The sequence below is a fragment of the Novimethylophilus sp. genome, assembly GCF_036504375.1.
Taxonomy (GTDB): domain Bacteria; phylum Pseudomonadota; class Gammaproteobacteria; order Burkholderiales; family Methylophilaceae; genus Novimethylophilus.
The window spans coordinates 21,040-37,082 of sequence record NZ_DASXVH010000104.1; the positions used below are offsets into that span (position 1 = coordinate 21,040).

Sequence of the window (16,043 nt, forward strand, 5' to 3'; positions counted from 1 at the left end):
GGGCGGCTATCGGAGCTATTTCAGTTGATGGGCGGGCGTTTTTTCAGGGTATTTGCCAGCAAATGTTTTTCTATCGGCAGATTGCGCTGCGCAATGGCTTGAACGATCGAAGATTTCAATTCGACGCCGTCCATGCCTGGCAGCGGCAATCGGAAATCGGAAATCGGAAATCGCGCAATGGTAAGGTATTTTCTGTGCCGCCTGCAGTGCTTTTTGCGGCGAGGCGGAAGTGTAAACGATAAACTTGTGCGTGTTGAGCACATTGTTTTCGTCGTCCGTTGGCAGAACGCGGTAATGACGGGCGGGAGGTTCCATAATTGTTCTCGTTGGATTTCCGTAAGTTTAACATTCGCGTCCAGCGAAACGCGGATTCTGCATCCGTCTGGCCGATCGGCAGCTAGTTGCGGAATTTGGTGCCTTTGCCTACCGTGCTGCTGACCCCGAAATTTGCCATTTACGCAGCAGAGCAAGCTGTTCCGCAGTTTCCACGCCTGCGGCGATAACCTTAGCCCAGACTTTTGGCCAGGCCGATGATGACGATGACGAGGCTTTATCTTCCGTATCCTTGCCGAGGTCGCGCACGAAAGACTGGTCGATTTTCAGTTTGTCGATCTTGAAGCGCTTGAGATAGCCGAGGGACGAATAACCGGTACCGAACATCTATTGCAAGTGTCATGCCCAGCGCGTGCATCTATCTACCATATCGATGGTGAATGCCTGGTTTTCCATGGCGATACTTTCCGTCAACTCCAGTTCCGGCATCGCAGGATCGAGTCCTGCCATGGTGACCGGAGTGCTGATCGCCATTCCCGGAACCACGAATGTCGGCAAGGGAAAATATCCTTCGCCGGGCTCTGATGTTGCGGTAGGCAAAGGGCGAGAATGCGGGCGGATACCTAAAAATTCATTGTTAGGATCAACGGATATTATTATCTAATCATATACCAGGCAATACAAGAGTCATGCCTCATGGGCTAGAATGCCCTTTATCATGAGTTCAGCTATTTCCGGCATCGAGCTTGCGCAGCAGTTGGCCCAGGTGCGCACCGAAGTGCGCGACCTGCAGCGTACCGTGGAATCGTTGCGGCATGCGCTGGAAGCTGCGCACGTCGAAAAAGATCGTGCAGTGCGGGCGGCGGAAACTATTGCCGGGCAGGAAGCCGCCCAGCTCAAGGTTGCGGTTGCGGCATTGCGCGACGAGCTGGAGCATGCCCAGATCCTGCGCGAACAGGAAGTACAGCGCGCGCAGGCGGCCGGGCAGGATGAAATCCATCAGCTGAGGACGACCGTAGCCGCGCTGCGCGACGAACTGGAATACGCTAGTATCGAGCAGCAAACCCAGGTACAGGCGGCGTTGGCGGCTTCCGCCAACGAAACTGCCCAGCTCAAGGCCACTGCCGGGGCGCTGCGCGAGCAATTGGAAATGATGCGGACGCGCCAGGAGCAGACCGTGCAGGACGAACGCCTGGTGGCCGAGCAGGAAAAGCAGCAATTGCGCGATACCATCGAGGCCATGCGCGATGCAATGGATGAGGGGAGGAAGGCATGAAAATCGACACCGAAATCAAGCCCGCGGCCAAAGCTGCCGCCCGGCCGCAGCCCGTTGCCGCTTCCGTCGATGTCCGGCGCCGCCTGCGCGAATCCGAACTGCTGCTGGGTATTTCGCGCCGCATTTCGGCCATGGACAGCCTCGACGCGGTGCTGAACGCGCTGGTGGAAATGACCACCAGCGAGCTCAACGCCGAACGCGGCTCGCTGTTTCTCAACGATGCCGATACCGGCGAGCTGTATTCGCGCGTGGCGCAGGGCAATTTCCAGCGCGAAATTCGCATCCTCAACACCAGCGGCATCGCGGGCCATGTGTTCACTACCGGCGAAGGCGTGATCATCCACGACGCCTATGCCGATCCGCGCTTCAACCGTTCGGTCGACGAGCAGACTGGTTTCGTCACGCATAGCATCCTGTGCGTGCCTATCCGCACCTCCAGGGGCGAGGTGATTGGCGTGGCGCAGACGCTCAACAAGCGCCGCGGAAAATTCGCCCGCGCCGACCTGCACCTGTTCGAGGCGATGGCCGCGCAAGGCGTGCTGGCGCTGCAAAGTGCGCAGTTTATCGAGCGCATGGAACGGGTGCGGAAGCAGGAACTGGAATTCATCAACATCGTGTCGGAGATGACCTCCGACATCAAGCTCGGCTCGCTGCTGCAGAAGGTGATGGGCGAGGCTACGCGCATGCTGAATGCGGAACGCTCCACGTTGTTTCTCAACGACGAAAAAACCAATGAATTGTGGATGGAGGTGGGGCAGGGCATGGAAACCATGCGCATCCGCCTGCCCAACCATGTCGGCATCGCCGGTGCGGTGTTCACTTCCGGCAAGACCATCAACATTCCCTACGCCTACGCCGACCTGCGCTTTAACCCGGCGTTCGACAAGAAAAGCGGTTTTTTCACCCGCTCCATCCTGTGCGTGCCGGTAATCAACAAGGAAGGCCGCATCATCGGCGTGACCCAGGTATTGAACAAGCGCGGCGGGCCGTTTTCGGTGGAGGACGAGGCGCGGTTGAAAGCCTTCACCGCGCAGGTGTCGATCGCGCTGGAAAACGCGAAGTTATTTGCGGATGTCCAGGCGATGAAGAACTATAACGAGGCGATGCTGGAGTCGATGTCCAACGGCCTCATCACGCTGGATGAAAATGAGCGTATCGCCACCTGCAACGCCGCCGGCCTGCGCATTCTGCGTGCGGCGGCGCAGGAGATTCTGCACCAACCGGTCGCCGAATTCTTCACCGGCCCCAACGCCTGGGTGGTGGAAAAGTTCAAGCAGGTCGCCGAAACCGGTGAGCAGCAGACCTCAATGGATGCGCCGCTGGCGATCGGCGACGAAACCCTGTCGGTCAATCTCACTGTGCAGTCCTTGCTTAACATCGACCAGAAGCGCATCGGCTCGATGATGGTGATCGAGGATATCAGCTCCGAAAAGCGCATGAAATCGACGATGTCGCGCTACATGGACCCCGGCATCGCCGATCGCCTGGTCGCCAGCGGCGCGGAAATGCTGGGCGGGCAGAATATCGAGGCCACCGTGCTGTTTTCCGACATTCGCGGCTTTACGCCGCTGACCGAACAGCTCGGCGCGCAGGGCACGGTGGCGCTACTCAACGAATATTTCACGCTGATGGTGGATTGCATCCAGCGCGAGCAGGGCATGCTGGACAAGTTCATCGGCGACGCGATCATGGCGGCCTTCGGCATACCCGTCGGCCACGAGGACGACCCCGATCGCGCGGTGCGCGCGTCGATCGCGATGATCAAGACGCTGGAGACCTGGAACCGCCAGCGCCAAGCCGAGGGCAAGCTGCCGGTCAATATCGGCATCGGCCTCAATACCGACACCGTGGTGTCCGGCAACATCGGTTCCAAGAAGCGCATGGATTTCACCATCATCGGCGACGGCGTCAACCTGGCTTCGCGCCTGGAATCGGCCTGCAAGCAGTACGGCGCGAAAATCCTGGTCAGCGAATTCACCGTCCACAAGCTGCAAGGAACGTACCGTAAAAGAGAAGTCGACCTGGTCGTGGTCAAGGGCAAGACGCAGCCGGTGTCTGTGTATGAAATTCTCGCCTTCCACACCGACGAAACTTTCCCCAATATCACCGAACTGCTGGGCCTGTTCAAGGATGGCCTGGCGGCGTACCGCAACCGGCGCTGGGAGTCGGCGATCAGGCTATTCGGGGAATGCGCCGCGCTCAATCCGGACGACAAGCCTTCGCAGATCTACCTCGAACGCGCGCAGCACCTCAAGCAGAACCCGCCGGCCAGGGACTGGAGCGGCGTGTGGGTAATGGAATCCAAGTAGTCAGTTTCTGGTATCGACCACCGCGGCGCCCGCGCTACCCTGCGCGAACGTCAGTTGCAGCTTGTCGCCGGCGGCGATTTGCCGGCTGGAGCGTACCACCGTGCCGTCCGCCGCCTGTACCAGGCTATAGCCGCGCTCCAGCACCGCCTGCGGACTCAGGTGCTGCAGGCTCTGCGCCAGGCGCTGCAATCCCGACTGGCGCCGTTCGAAATCATACGCAGCGGCCAGATGCATGCGCTGCGGCATCGGGGCAAGCCCCGCCTGGGCGGTATGCAGCCTGCGCTGCACCGCATTGCCCAGCCGGGCGTGTAGCTGGCCCAATAATTCCCGCTGTTGGCGGATTCTTTCGCCGGGATGCACCAGACAGCGGCTCAGGTAATCCAGCTTCTGCATGCGCTCGGCCAGCAGGTATTCCATCTGTCGCGCCAGCCGGTTTCTGATCTGGATGATTTGCTGCTGCAAGATCGCGCGGTCCTGGCTGACCAGTTCCGCCGCCGCGGTGGGCGTGGCCGCACGTACGTCGGCGGCGAAGTCGGCAATGCTGAAGTCGGTTTCGTGGCCGATGCCGCTGACCACCGGCATGGTGCAGGCGGCGATGGCGCGGGCGACAATTTCCTCGTTGAACTGCCACAAGTCTTCCAGGCTGCCGCCGCCGCGGCACACAATGAGCACGTCGCACTCGGCGCGTTCGCTGGCGGCGCGTATGGCTTTGGCGATCAGCTCCGCCGCGCCCTTGCCCTGCACCGGGGTGGGGTAGAGCACCACCGGAATATGCGGCATGCGCCGCTTGAGCGTGGTCAGCACATCGCGCAGCGCGGCGGCGTCGGGGGAAGTGACGATACCGATCTGGCGGGGATGCGCCGGCAGCGGGCGTTTTTTTGCGAAGTCGAACAGGCCTTCCTGCTGCAGCCTGGCCTTGAGTTTCTCGAAAGCTTCGAACAGCGCCCCCAGCCCGGCGCGGCGCAGTGCTTCGACGGTCAGCTGGAACTCGCCGCGCGCCTCGTACAGCGACACCAGCACCCGCGCCTCGACATGGTCGCCCTCCTTCGGCTGCCAGTTGAGGCAGGCGTTGCGGCTGCGAAACATCACGCAGCGCACCTGGGCCCTGGCGTCCTTGAGCGAAAAATACCAGTGGCCGGACGCCGCGCGCGTCAGGTTGGAAATCTCGCCGCCTACCCAAAGCAGCGGGATGCCGGCTTCCAGCAACTCGCGCACGGAGCGGTTGAGTTCGGTGACGGAGAGCACCGTCGGCTGGGTGTGAAAGAGGTCGTCGGACATGCGAGCATTATCCCTGAAAAACATTGAACCGCCGATGAACGCCGATATTGATTTGCCCCATTTTTGGCACTGGTAAAGTAAAGAAGCATTACGGCTTCCTGCTGTTTTATCTGCATTTATCGGCGTTCATCGGCGGTTAATTCGGTTTTTGGAATGATGAGCGGTAAAATAGCAAAATGAACTACACCAACATCATCAAGGAAATCGGCCGCGGCGTGAAAGGCGCGACCAATCTCGACGAGGCCACGGCCTATGCCCTCTATTGCGCGATTCTGGACGGGCAGGTTTCGGAGTTGGAACTGGGCGCGATACTCGTCGCTTTCCGCATCAAGGGCGAATCGGAAGCCGAAATGCTGGGTTTTCATCGTGCGCTCGGCGAGCGCATCAACCCTATTCGGCGACCCGCCGGCAAACCGCTGCCGGTGCTGCTGCCCGCCTATAACGGTGCGCGCAAGCAGGCCAACCTGCTGCCGCTGCTGGCATTCCTGCTGCAACGCCATGGCGTGCCGGTGCTGGTGCATGGCGTCACCCGCGACCCGAAGCGGGTGACAGCCGCGGAAACGCTGGCGGCGATGGACGTGCCGATTTCTACTTCTGCGGCCGAGGCACAGGCGCAACTCGGCCAGACCGGCCTTGCCTTCATTACCGCACGCGGGCTTTCCACGCAGATGGACGACCAGCTGGAATTGCGCTGGCGGCTCGGCGTGCGCGGCAGCACCCATACGCTCGCCAAGCTGGTCGATCCGTTCGGCGGCGAATCGGTGCGCGTGGTGAGCGTCACGCATCCGCCTTATATGGTCAGGATGGCTTCGTTCATGCAGGCGACCAACACGCGCGGTTTATTGATGCGCGGCGCCGAAGGCGAACCCTATGCCAACCCCAAACGCTGCCCGCGTATCGAATTTTTCCACGATGGTCAAGGCGAAGTGGTGATGCCGCAGGACGAAGGCGATGTCGAAATTCCGCAACTGGCCGAGGATTTCGACGTGGAGACCACCGTGCGCTGGACGCGGCAGGCGCTGGCCGGGGAGACGCCTATTCCGGGACCGATCCTGAAGCAGTTGGCCTGCTGCCTGTATGCCTCCGGCGCGGAGGCGAGCATGGATGCCGCGCAGCGTCATTCATGATCCCGGCGCCCCTCATCCGCCGAATAAGCTTTCAAACTCCGCCGCCGGCAGCGGTCTCGAGAACAGGTATCCCTGCCCGTAATCGCAGCCGGCGGCGGCCAGCAGGCCGCGCTGCTGCGGCGTCTCGATGCCTTCCGCGATCACCTTGATGCCGAGCTTGTGCGCCATCACGATAATGGCCTCGCACAATGCCAGGTCGCTGGAATCCGGCGTCAGGTTGCGCACGAAGGACTGGTCGATCTTGAGGTAGTCGATATCGAACTTCTTGAGGTAGGACAGCGATGAATAACCGGTGCCAAAATCATCCAGCGCCACCTGCACCCCGGCATCGCGAAAAGCCAGCAATTTGTCGATCACGGCCGGGCCGGCCTCCATCAGCAAGCCTTCGGTGATTTCCACCACGATGCTCTGCCCGGGCAGGCCCAGTTGCCGCAAATGATCGGACCATGCCGCGCCGGTCGCGTTCTCGTCATATAACTGCATTGGAGACTTGTTCACGCTGATCTGGAATTCCGCATGGAACGCCGCTCGCCAGTGTTGCACCTGCTGCGCCGCGGTGTGGAATACCCAATCGCCGATGTCGATGATCAGCCCGGTATCTTCCGCGAGCGGAATGAACTCGGCAGGGCTGATCGGGCCGCGCTCGGGGTGCTGCCAGCGGATCAGCGCCTCGGCTTTGTGAATGTCGCCGGTGGTCAGCTCCACGATGGGTTGATAGGCGAGCCAGAATTGCCCGACAGCCAGTGCGCTGCGCATGTCGCTGACCAGCCGCATCCGGTTTTGCGCGGCCTCCTGCATGGATTTGGTGAAGTAGCTGAAGCGGTTGCGGCCGGTATTCTTGGCGAGATACATGGCCTGGTCGGCGTTTTTGAGCAGCTCTTCGATGCCGGTAGCATCTTCCGGATAGAGGGTGATGCCGATGCTGGCGGAGGCATAGATCCATTCGTCCCGCAGCTGGAACGGCTCGGACAGCGCAAGCAGTATTTTCTGCGCGACCCGCTGGACGTTGCGGAGGTCGTCCAGCTCTCCGGCAATAATGGTGAACTCGTCTCCGCCCAGCCGCGCCACGGTATCGGTTTCGCGCACGCAGGCGCTCAAGCGCTGCGCCGCTTCCTTGAGCAGAGTGTCGCCGGTGTCGTGGCCCAAGGTGTCGTTGATTTCCTTGAAGCGGTCGAGGTCGATGAACATCAGCGCCAGCGGTAGCCCGGTCCGGTGCGATTTCTTGATTTCCTGTTCCAGGCGGTCGTGGAACATGCGGCGGTTGGGCAGGCCGGTGAGCGAATCGAAATTGGCCTGCTGCCAGATCAGCTTCTCGGATTTTTTCTTGTCGGTGATGTCGGAGAACAGGGTGACCCGGCGATGCGGAGATCCATCGGCATTGAAGGTCGTGTTGATCGTCAGCCAGCCGGGAAAGACTTCGCCGTTTTTGCGCCGATCCCAGATTTCGCCTTGCCATTTGCCGGTGGAGTTGAGCGCGTGCCACATGCTTTCGAAGAACATCCTGTCGTGGCGGCCGGAGCTTAACGTCTTGGCGTTTTTGCCGACGATTTCCTCCAGCGTGTAGCCGGTTATCCTGGTGAAAGCCGGGTTGATGGTGATGATGTTGCCTTCGGCATCGCTGACCATCATCGCCTCGCTGCTGGCCTGGTAGACCAGGGCGGCCAGAGACATGGATTCTTCGGTCAATTTGCGCCCGGTAATGTCGGAATGCGTGCCTATCATGCGTAGCGGCGCGCCGTTGTTATCGCGACTGACGACCATGCCGCGGGAAAGTATCCATACCCAGCTGCCGTTCTTGCCAAGAATGCGATATTCGTCGGCGTAGGCCGCCGTCCTACCTTCGAAATGCGCCTGCAGAATCGCCTGCGTGCGTGGCATGTCCTCGGGATGGAGGCGCGTTTTCCACTCGTCGAGGCTGTGGCCGATTTCTTCTTCGGCAAATCCCAGCATTTCCTTCCAGCGTTTGGAGAACAGCACTTTGCTGGTTTTGATGTCCCAGTCCCACACGCCGTCTCCGGCGCCTTCCAGCGCGAATTTCCAGCGCTCCTCGCTGGCCCTCAGCTCGGCGGTCATGTTCTGGGCCAACGCCAGCGCGCGTTCCCGCCCGGTCGCCAGCAGCCAGGTCGAGAATGCCAGCAACAGGCTGATGGCAATGCCGGCGGCAGCGATGAAGTCGGGTCCTCTTGAGGTGAGCCGCGCTTCGAAAGCGGGAGTGGACTGGAACACCATCGTCCAGGGGTGGTTGGTGATCCTGATCTGGCGGGCTGCCCTGATGAGCGGCGTTGCCGCCCCGCCGGGGGCCAGACGGTGGTTGTCGTAAAGTTTTGCCTGGTCCGATATCTCGTCGCCGTCATAGATTCTTATGTCCAGGCCGGCGCGAGCGTTGAGAAACAACCCCGACATCAGGTCGTTCATGCGGAAAGGCGCATCTACCCAGCCGATGATGTTGGCTCGTCGCTCGGCAGTCGTGCCATGTGGCAGGTCTCGCTTGTAAACCGCAAGATACATCACAAACCCGGCTGATTTAATGTTCCCGGTTTCCTGCACGAGCGTGAATTTTTTCGAGATTGCCGCAGTGTCGGAATCCCGCGCCTGATCCATCGCGCTGCGAGCCTGCGGCACCGTGTAGGGGTCATATCCGAAGGCGCGCAGATTGGAACCGGAAAACGGTTCCATGTTGATGATGGGGACATACAGTTCCCGCTTGCCTTCCGGCTTGATGGCATATTCGGGAAAGCCCTGTTTGCGTATTCCGGCGATATGGGCGTTTTTTTGCCATAGCGGCACGATCTGCGCATAGCCCACGCCCTGGATACCGGGATAGTGCTGCTCAAGGTGTAGCGAAGTGACATAGGCGCTGAATTCGTCGCGCCCTACGCTCGTGGAGCCATAGAATAAGCCGCGCGCGCCTATCAGGATGTGCTCATAGGCCACCATGCGCTGCTCGATGAGTGCGCAGGCTCTTTCCACGCTGAAGTCAAACTCGGCCTGCAGTTCGTGCAGCTGGGCCTTGCGCATGCCGAGCCACAACTGGTAAGTGATCGTCAGCGAAACTGCCAAGATTATCCAGGGCAGCAGCGCGCCGAGCCGAGGCCGTTGGAAGAGGCCGGCTGGCAACGAAGCATTTTTTATCGACTTGTTGGTCATGGCGCCGATTTACTGAGATCGGTGTCTGGCAGTGTAGGGCCGATTGCAGCAGGAAACAAATGTGCTGAACGGACGCATTGCGCGCATGGCCTGTGGCTGCTTCAGGTGGATAGTTCGCGCAGCAGCCCTTCGATGAAATCCGCCCGCGGCCCGATCCGCTCGTGCTTGGCCGCGATACGCAGCTTGTCCGGTCCGTTCATGCGGTAGGTTGGGCTTTTCTGCAGCAACTTGAGGATGATGTCCGGCTCCACCGGCGTGTTCTGCGAAAAATGCAGCTGCACCGCCTCGCCGCTGGCGTCGATCTTGTGGATGCCGAGCGGCTTGGCGAGGATGCGCAGGCGGTGGCATTCCATCAGTGCCTCGGCCTGGATAGGCAACAACCCGAAGCGGTCGATCAGCTCTTCCTGCATGTCCTGCAGATCTTCAAGTCGCGTGCAACTGGCGAGGCGCTTGTACAGCACCAGCCGCTCGTGCACGTCGCCGCAATAATCGTCCGGCAGTAGCGCTGGCGTGTGCAGGTTGATTTCGGTGGTAACGCCCAGCGGCGCGGAAAGATCGGGCTCCTTGCCGGCCTTGAGCTGCTTGACGGCGTGGTTGAGCATATCGGCATAAAGTGCGAAGCCGATTTCGTGCATTTCGCCGGATTGATTGTCGCCCAGCAGTTCACCGGCACCGCGGATTTCCAGGTCGTGCATCGCCAGGTGAAAGCCCGCCCCCAGATCTTCCAGCAGCTGGATCGCTTCCAGCCGTTTTTCGGCATTGGCTTTGAGCTTGATGTTGGGGTCTGTCAATAAGTAAGCGTAAGCCTGGTGATGCGAGCGCCCGACGCGGCCTCTGAGCTGGTGCAGCTGGGCGAGGCCGAAGTTGTCGGCGCGGTGGATGACGATGGTGTTGGCGGTGGGGATGTCGATGCCGGTTTCGATGATGGTGGTGCACAAGAGCAGGTTGAAGCGCTGCTGGTAGAAGTCCTTCATCACGTGTTCCAGCTCGCGCTCGCGCAGCTGGCCGTGGGCGACGCCGATGCGCGCTTCCGGCAGCATTTTTTCCAGTTTCTCGCGCATGCTGTGGATGGTGTCGACCTCGTTGTGCAGGAAATATACCTGCCCGCCGCGCTTCAATTCGCGCAGCACCGCTTCGCGGATTACGCCTTCCGACCACGACGTGACGAAAGTCTTGATCGAAAGCCGCTTCTGCGGCGGCGTGGCGATTACCGAGAATTCGCGCAGGCCTTCCATCGCCATCGACAGCGTGCGCGGAATCGGCGTCGCGGTCAGCGTCAATACGTCGACTTCGGCCCTTAATGCCTTCAATTGTTCCTTCTGCCGCACGCCGAAGCGGTGCTCCTCGTCGATGATGGTGAGGCCGAGGTTCTTGAACTTGACGTCCTTTTGAATCAATCGGTGGGTGCCGATGATGATGTCGATGTCGCCGTTTTGCAGCCCTTCGAGCGCCGCGGCCTGTTCCCTGGCGGTGCGGAAACGGGAAATCTCGGCGATTTTCACCGGCCACTCGGCAAAACGGTCGGAAAAATTGTTGAAGTGCTGCTCGGCCAGCAGCGTGGTCGGCACCAGCACCGCTACCTGGCGTCCGCCCATCACCGCGACGAAAGCCGCGCGCAGCGCGACCTCGGTCTTGCCGAAGCCGACGTCGCCGCACACCAGCCGGTCCATGGGCTTGCCCGACTGCATGTCGTGGATGACCGCTTCGATCGCGGCTTCCTGGTCCGGCGTTTCCTCGAACGGGAAGCCGTCGGCAAAGGTTTCGTAGTCGTGCAGGCCGAGCTTGAAGGCGTGGCCCTGGCGTGCGGCGCGCAGTGCATAGAGATTGAGCAGTTCGGCGGCGGTGTCGCGGATCTGCTTGAGCGCTTTTTTCTTGGCCTTGTCCCATTGGCCGCTGCCCAGCCTGTGCAACGGGGCCGATTCCGCCGGGCCGCCGGAATAGCGCGAGATCAGGAACAGCTGCGCAACCGGCACATATAATTTGTCGCTGCCGTCGTATTCCAGCAGCAGGAATTCGGTCTCGCCTTCGCCGAAATCCAGGTTGACCAGTCCGCGGTAACGGCCCACGCCGTGCTGCTCGTGCACCACTGGGTCGTGCTCGCGCAGTTCGGCCAGGTCCTTGAGCATGCCCTCGGCGCTGCGTGTTTTCTCCTTCTCGCGCCGACGCTGCTGGCGCACCTGGCTGGGGTAGAGCTCGCCTTCGGTGATGACCGTGAACCCGGCGTGTACAAAACCCAAATGCAGCGGCGCGACGCCCAGCATCAGGCGATCCCTGGCTTCTGAGAAGGCAGTCCAATCCTCGCAGGGATGGGAATTCAGGCCGTGGCTGGCGAGCAGTTGCGCCAGCGTTTCGCGCCGGCCCAGGCTCTCCGCCGCCAGCAGGATGCGGCCGGGATAGCCGTCGACGAACGCTTGCAGTTTTGCCAGCGGGTTTTCCGCGCGGCGGTCGATGCCGATATCCGCAACCGGCCGGGCACTGCTCTTGCCTTCGCCGAGGGCGATGCGGGCGAAAACATGGGTAGCCTTGAAGAAATCCTCAGTTGCCATCATCAGCCGCTCCGGCGGCAGGATGGGGCGTTCGCGGTCGTAGTCGAGCAGGCGGTGGCGCGATCGGGTCTCGATCCAGTAGGCTTCCGCAGCGCGGTTGGGGTCGCCGTGCAGGCACAGCAAGGTGTCTTGCGGCAGGTAATCGAGCAGCGTGGCCGTTTCATCGAAGAACAGCGGCAGATACCATTCCGCGCCGCCGGGGGCGAGGCCGTTGCTCACATCCTTATAGATGCGCGACTTGGACGGATCGCCTTCGAACGTCTCGCGGAAACTCTGGCGGAAGTGGTTGATACCGGCTTCATCCAGCGGAAACTCGCGCGCCGGCAACAGGCGGATTTCCGCCACCGGATACAGGCTGCGCTGGCTGTCGACGTCGAAGGTACGGATGGTTTCGATTTCGTCGTCGAACAGGTCGATGCGGTAGGGCAGTGCGCTGCCGGTGGGGAACAAGTCGATCAAGCCGCCGCGCACGCTGAACTCGCCCGGCGTGACGACCTGGTTCACATGCGTGTAGCCGGCCTTGGCACACTGCGCTCTTAGGGCATCCAGATCCAGCCGTTCGCCTTTTTTCAGCAGAAAACTATGCGCGGCCAAATAGGGCTGCGGTGCTAACCGCATCAGCGCGGTGCTTACCGGCAGCACCGCGATATCGCAGGCGCGCTGGCTGATCTGGTACAAAGTAGCCAGACGTTCGGACACCAGATCGGGATGCGGCGAAAAATGGTCGTAAGGCAGCGTTTCCCAGTCAGGCAAGAGATGCGTGGCAAACTGCGGCGCGAAATAACGGATTTCTTCCACCAGCCGTTGCGCGTCGGCCGGCGTTTCGGTGATGACGACCAAAGTCTGTGTGCAGGCGGCCTTCAGCTGTGCAAAATACAGGCTGTCTGCCGAGCCGTGCTGGCGCGGCTGGCGCAACAGGGCGCCGGGCTTGGGGAAGGAGATACGAAAAGCCATGTCGGATACAACAAACGAAAGCGATATTATAAGCGTTTGAGGCGGTTATCTTGATGCAAGAATGTGCAGAAACCTTCAATTCTGTTCGGTTATTTCGCTCAAATCGGCCGTCTGGCGCCCATGTTTGCAATTTTTTTCACAAACTGTTTGCACAGATTCAATTTCTATGTATGATGCCTCCATCTGTAGGATTCAAGTTGTAGAATTGCGGCATCGCTAGTTGACCAATATTTCCCTTGATTTCGTACAGTACGGACATCCGTCCACATTAAATTTAGTTAAGGAAGATAGCATGGCAACAGGTACCGTTAAGTGGTTCAACGACGCTAAGGGTTTTGGTTTCATTACTCCAGACGGCGGCGGCGAAGATCTCTTCGCACATTTCTCCGCAATCAAGTCCGACGGTTTCAAGACGCTGCGTGAAAACCAGCGTGTGACCTACGACGAAGCTACTGGCCCCAAGGGCAAGCAAGCTGCGAACATCATTCCTGAGTAATCCTCGGCGAATATTAAAAACCCCGGCATGCCGGGGTTTTTTTATGCCTGGCATCCGCCGGGGCTGTTAATTCTTCAGATCGTCCCGGCATCTCCTGCCCAAGTTTCTCTATCGGCTCCCAAACAATCTGCCCAAAAACTTGACATTTAAATGAGAACAATTATCATTAACGTTATGGATAAGAAAAATTCATGCCGTGATGAATTTCCAGCGCTCAATGCGCGCCAGATATCTGCACTGCGCCCCCGCCTCGACAGCGGCAAGCTGTTTGGCGGAGCGCGGGAAGTGGTGATCGAGCATGCCGGGCAGGAGTACCTGCTGCGTGTGACCAGCCAGGGCAAGCTCATTCTTACCAAATAATTCTTCTCCCACTCTCAGGGTGGGCAGCCAGCCACCGGGGTCCCAGTGCCCGGGAAGCCAGCCAATACGGATGGGTGTGAGAAAACACCCCAAGCGATGATTGAATGGCAAAGGTGGCTACGATGAATTCAGAAAAACATGGCGATAAAGTGCTGCTGGCCAGCAACGAGGCTTGCCGGGTGGAGTATTGCCTGGAATGCCGCGTGGCCGAAGTTTCGGTGGGGCCGTTGAGCATGCGTTTCGACGGCTTGGCGTTGCGCACGCTGGCGATGACCCTGGCGGGCGCGCTCTATAACCTGGACCGGCTGCATGTGGCACCGGCGGCGAGCGAAAATGCCGGATGGATGGACAGAAATGTCCATTAGCGTGGCAATGCCCAGGTTTTCCGGCAGCGATTATGCCGCCGTCTGTGCGGTGGCGCTGTTGCACGCGCTGGGTCTGTGGGCGCTGATGCAATATGTACCCGCCCGCGCGGCGATGAGCGAGGCGACGACGTTGATGTTCAGCCTGGTCAAGCCTGAAACGCCGCCCGAGCCACCCAGGATCATCCCGCCCAAGCCACGTCCGCAGCCGGTGAGGCCGAAACCCCAGCCGGTACCGCTGGCGGCGCAAACGCCTTTGCCGTCCCCGGTTAAAGAAGTGTACGTTCCGCCACCCGAGCCGCAACCGGTCGCCATTGACGCGCCTCCGCTGCCACCGTCCCCGCCCGCGCCGGTGGCCGCCCCGCCGATATTGCCGGTTACGCCGCCGGAAACTTCCGCCGACTACGCCAACAATCCGCTGCCGCAATATCCCGCGATTTCACGACGGCTGGGCGAAGAAGGGCGTTTGCAGGTGCGCGTTTGCGTCAGGGTGGACGGCACGGTATCGAGCGCCACGGTGAACAAATCCAGCGGTTTCGAGCGGCTCGACCGCGCCACCGTGGAGGCTCTGCGGCAATGGCGCTTCAAGCCTGCCCGCCGGGGCGACGAGCCGGTGCCCGGCTGCGTGACCGTGCCGTGGAACTGGTCGCTGAATAATTGACCCATTAAAAAATTTTCAAGCAACCATTTTTCAAGCAAAGGAACTCTTTGATGCCTGTACCTGCAACACCACCAGCCTTGGGCTTCGCCCATTTTCTGAGTCACGCCGACGGCGTGGCAATCGCCATTCTGGCCATCATGACGTTCATGTCCGTCGTGAGCTGGACGATCATTGCCATCAAGTCCGTCCGTCATTATCTGGAGCGCCGCCGCAGCGCGCATTTCGAGCGCTATTTCTGGGAGGCGCCGAGCCTCGCGGCGATTCAGGCGCATGTCAAGGCCGACGGCGTGAATGACCCGTTCAGCCACATGACGGCGCACGGTTTCCGCGCCATCGAGCAGTTCTCGAAAAAAGACGGAAACCGCATGGTGGAGTCCGGTTCGGCCGACGAATTCCTCACCCGCAGCCTGCGCCGGGCCTATGAACAGGAAACTTCCCGGCGCGAGGCCGGGCTGACCTTCCTTGCCTCGGTGGGATCAAGCGCGCCATTTGTCGGCCTGTTCGGCACGGTGTGGGGGATCTATCACGCGCTGCTCGCCATCGGCATGAGCGGGCAGGGCACGCTGGACAAGGTGGCGGGGCCGGTGGGCGAGGCGCTGATCATGACCGCGCTGGGCCTGGCCGTCGCCATACCCGCCGTGCTCGCCTACAACACCTTCACCCGGCAGAACCGCGTCATCCTGGCGCAGCTTGACGGCTTTGCGCACGATCTTTTCGCGTTCATGTCCACCGGCAACCGGGCGGGCGCCGGCGATCTGCGCCTGGTCAACAGCATCCAGCCTGTTACCGTGAAAGCGGGAGCCTGAGCATGGCGTTCGGCGGATTCAACAGTTCCGGCAGCAACCAGCCCATGGCCGAAATCAACATGGTGCCGCTGATCGACGTGATGCTGGTGCTGCTCGTCATCTTCATCGTCACCGCGCCGCTGTTGACGCACGCGGTCAAGATCGACCTGCCGCGCGCCAGCAGCAACCCGAACATCAGCCAGGCCGAAAAAATCCAGATCGCCATCAACGCGCAGGGAACGGTCTACTGGAACGGTGAAATCGTCGAGGAGGCCAGCCTGCGCACCCGCATGGCGGCTGCGGCCAGGCTCGACCCGCAGCCCGAACTGCACCTGCGCGCCGACCGCATCACCCATTACGAAAAAGTGGCCAGGGTAATGAGCGATGCCGCGCAAGCCGGGCTGGTGAAAATCGGCTTTGTCACCGACCCGAACGACGTGCAATAGCACGGTTTACATCCAACCATTTA

The 16,043-nt window shown here is 60.5% G+C and carries 15 protein-coding genes; 9 read left to right on the forward strand and 6 right to left on the reverse strand.

What is annotated here, in order from left to right:
• Window positions 1-15: 15 nt before the first annotated feature.
• The 3 genes from VGK14_RS14300 to VGK14_RS14310 all read right to left on the reverse strand — a co-directional run bounded on the left by VGK14_RS14300 (window position 16) and on the right by VGK14_RS14310 (window position 831).
• On the reverse strand, window positions 16-315 hold the full coding sequence (locus VGK14_RS14300) for a hypothetical protein (protein ID WP_331509774.1): 300 nt from the start codon (window positions 313-315) through the stop codon (window positions 16-18).
• 108 nt (window positions 316-423) lie between these two features.
• Window positions 424-660, reverse strand: a complete 237-nt coding sequence (locus VGK14_RS14305) for an EAL domain-containing protein (RefSeq protein WP_331509775.1) — start codon at window positions 658-660, stop codon at window positions 424-426.
• A gap of 12 nt (window positions 661-672) precedes the next feature.
• Entirely contained in the window at window positions 673-831 is a 159-nt protein-coding gene (locus VGK14_RS14310) for a hypothetical protein (protein WP_331509776.1), read from the reverse strand.
• Between the two features lie 160 nt (window positions 832-991).
• Here VGK14_RS14310 and VGK14_RS14315 point away from each other — a divergent pair, with 160 nt between their 5' ends.
• Both VGK14_RS14315 and VGK14_RS14320 read left to right on the forward strand, forming a co-directional pair.
• On the forward strand, window positions 992-1,549 hold the full coding sequence (locus VGK14_RS14315) for a hypothetical protein (protein ID WP_331509777.1): 558 nt from the start codon (window positions 992-994) through the stop codon (window positions 1,547-1,549).
• Window positions 1,546-3,858 (forward strand): GAF domain-containing protein, encoded by a 2,313-nt coding sequence (locus VGK14_RS14320; RefSeq protein WP_331509778.1) that lies wholly within the window; start codon window positions 1,546-1,548, stop codon window positions 3,856-3,858. Before VGK14_RS14315 ends, VGK14_RS14320 begins: the two co-directional genes overlap by 4 nt.
• Here VGK14_RS14320 and xseA read toward each other — a convergent pair whose 3' ends face one another.
• The gene (gene xseA, locus VGK14_RS14325) at window positions 3,859-5,136 is read right to left on the reverse strand and encodes an exodeoxyribonuclease VII large subunit (protein WP_331509779.1); all 1,278 of its coding nucleotides are present in this window, start codon (window positions 5,134-5,136) and stop codon (window positions 3,859-3,861) included.
• A 176-nt stretch (window positions 5,137-5,312) separates the two neighbouring features.
• Here xseA and ybiB point away from each other — a divergent pair, with 176 nt between their 5' ends.
• The gene (ybiB, locus tag VGK14_RS14330) at window positions 5,313-6,263 is read left to right on the forward strand and encodes a DNA-binding protein YbiB (RefSeq protein WP_331509780.1); all 951 of its coding nucleotides are present in this window, start codon (window positions 5,313-5,315) and stop codon (window positions 6,261-6,263) included.
• A gap of 12 nt (window positions 6,264-6,275) precedes the next feature.
• On the opposite strand, the gene VGK14_RS14335 is transcribed toward ybiB, so the two are convergent.
• A complete protein-coding gene (locus VGK14_RS14335; RefSeq protein WP_331509781.1) occupies window positions 6,276-9,323 on the reverse strand; it encodes a bifunctional diguanylate cyclase/phosphodiesterase in 3,048 nt (1,015 codons plus the stop codon).
• Between the two features lie 188 nt (window positions 9,324-9,511).
• Window positions 9,512-12,910 (reverse strand): transcription-repair coupling factor, encoded by a 3,399-nt coding sequence (gene mfd, locus VGK14_RS14340; protein ID WP_331509782.1) that lies wholly within the window; start codon window positions 12,908-12,910, stop codon window positions 9,512-9,514.
• A gap of 292 nt (window positions 12,911-13,202) precedes the next feature.
• Here mfd and VGK14_RS14345 point away from each other — a divergent pair, with 292 nt between their 5' ends.
• The 6 genes from VGK14_RS14345 to VGK14_RS14370 all read left to right on the forward strand — a co-directional run bounded on the left by VGK14_RS14345 (window position 13,203) and on the right by VGK14_RS14370 (window position 16,020).
• The gene (locus VGK14_RS14345; protein ID WP_331509783.1) at window positions 13,203-13,406 is read left to right on the forward strand and encodes a cold-shock protein; all 204 of its coding nucleotides are present in this window, start codon (window positions 13,203-13,205) and stop codon (window positions 13,404-13,406) included.
• 174 nt (window positions 13,407-13,580) lie between these two features.
• A complete protein-coding gene (hemP, locus tag VGK14_RS14350; protein ID WP_331509784.1) occupies window positions 13,581-13,766 on the forward strand; it encodes a hemin uptake protein HemP in 186 nt (61 codons plus the stop codon).
• 122 nt (window positions 13,767-13,888) lie between these two features.
• Complete coding sequence (locus tag VGK14_RS14355) at window positions 13,889-14,131, forward strand: hypothetical protein (RefSeq protein ID WP_331509785.1); 243 nt, start codon at window positions 13,889-13,891, stop codon at window positions 14,129-14,131.
• Window positions 14,121-14,789: a TonB family protein gene (locus VGK14_RS14360; RefSeq protein ID WP_331509787.1), complete on the forward strand. Its 669-nt coding sequence runs from the start codon at window positions 14,121-14,123 to the stop codon at window positions 14,787-14,789. The genes VGK14_RS14355 and VGK14_RS14360 overlap by 11 nt, the downstream gene beginning before the upstream one ends.
• A 50-nt stretch (window positions 14,790-14,839) precedes the next feature.
• Window positions 14,840-15,595, forward strand: coding sequence for a MotA/TolQ/ExbB proton channel family protein (locus VGK14_RS14365; RefSeq protein WP_331509788.1), 756 nt, complete (start codon window positions 14,840-14,842; stop codon window positions 15,593-15,595).
• Between the two features lie 2 nt (window positions 15,596-15,597).
• Window positions 15,598-16,020, forward strand: coding sequence for a biopolymer transporter ExbD (locus VGK14_RS14370; RefSeq protein ID WP_331509789.1), 423 nt, complete (start codon window positions 15,598-15,600; stop codon window positions 16,018-16,020).
• Window positions 16,021-16,043 lie beyond the last annotated feature (23 nt).

Coding starts and splice junctions, on each gene's coding strand:
- VGK14_RS14300 (WP_331509774.1), bottom strand. CDS start 315: ATGGAACCTCCCGCCCGTCATTACCGCGTTCTGCCAACGGACGACGAA.
- VGK14_RS14305 (WP_331509775.1), bottom strand. CDS start 660: ATGTTCGGTACCGGTTATTCGTCCCTCGGCTATCTCAAGCGCTTCAAG.
- VGK14_RS14315 (WP_331509777.1), top strand. CDS start 992: ATGAGTTCAGCTATTTCCGGCATCGAGCTTGCGCAGCAGTTGGCCCAG.
- VGK14_RS14320 (WP_331509778.1), top strand. CDS start 1,546: ATGAAAATCGACACCGAAATCAAGCCCGCGGCCAAAGCTGCCGCCCGG.
- xseA (WP_331509779.1), bottom strand. CDS start 5,136: ATGTCCGACGACCTCTTTCACACCCAGCCGACGGTGCTCTCCGTCACC.
- ybiB (WP_331509780.1), top strand. CDS start 5,313: ATGAACTACACCAACATCATCAAGGAAATCGGCCGCGGCGTGAAAGGC.
- mfd (WP_331509782.1), bottom strand. CDS start 12,910: ATGGCTTTTCGTATCTCCTTCCCCAAGCCCGGCGCCCTGTTGCGCCAG.
- VGK14_RS14345 (WP_331509783.1), top strand. CDS start 13,203: ATGGCAACAGGTACCGTTAAGTGGTTCAACGACGCTAAGGGTTTTGGT.
- hemP (WP_331509784.1), top strand. CDS start 13,581: ATGGATAAGAAAAATTCATGCCGTGATGAATTTCCAGCGCTCAATGCG.
- VGK14_RS14355 (WP_331509785.1), top strand. CDS start 13,889: ATGAATTCAGAAAAACATGGCGATAAAGTGCTGCTGGCCAGCAACGAG.
- VGK14_RS14360 (WP_331509787.1), top strand. CDS start 14,121: ATGTCCATTAGCGTGGCAATGCCCAGGTTTTCCGGCAGCGATTATGCC.
- VGK14_RS14365 (WP_331509788.1), top strand. CDS start 14,840: ATGCCTGTACCTGCAACACCACCAGCCTTGGGCTTCGCCCATTTTCTG.
- VGK14_RS14370 (WP_331509789.1), top strand. CDS start 15,598: ATGGCGTTCGGCGGATTCAACAGTTCCGGCAGCAACCAGCCCATGGCC.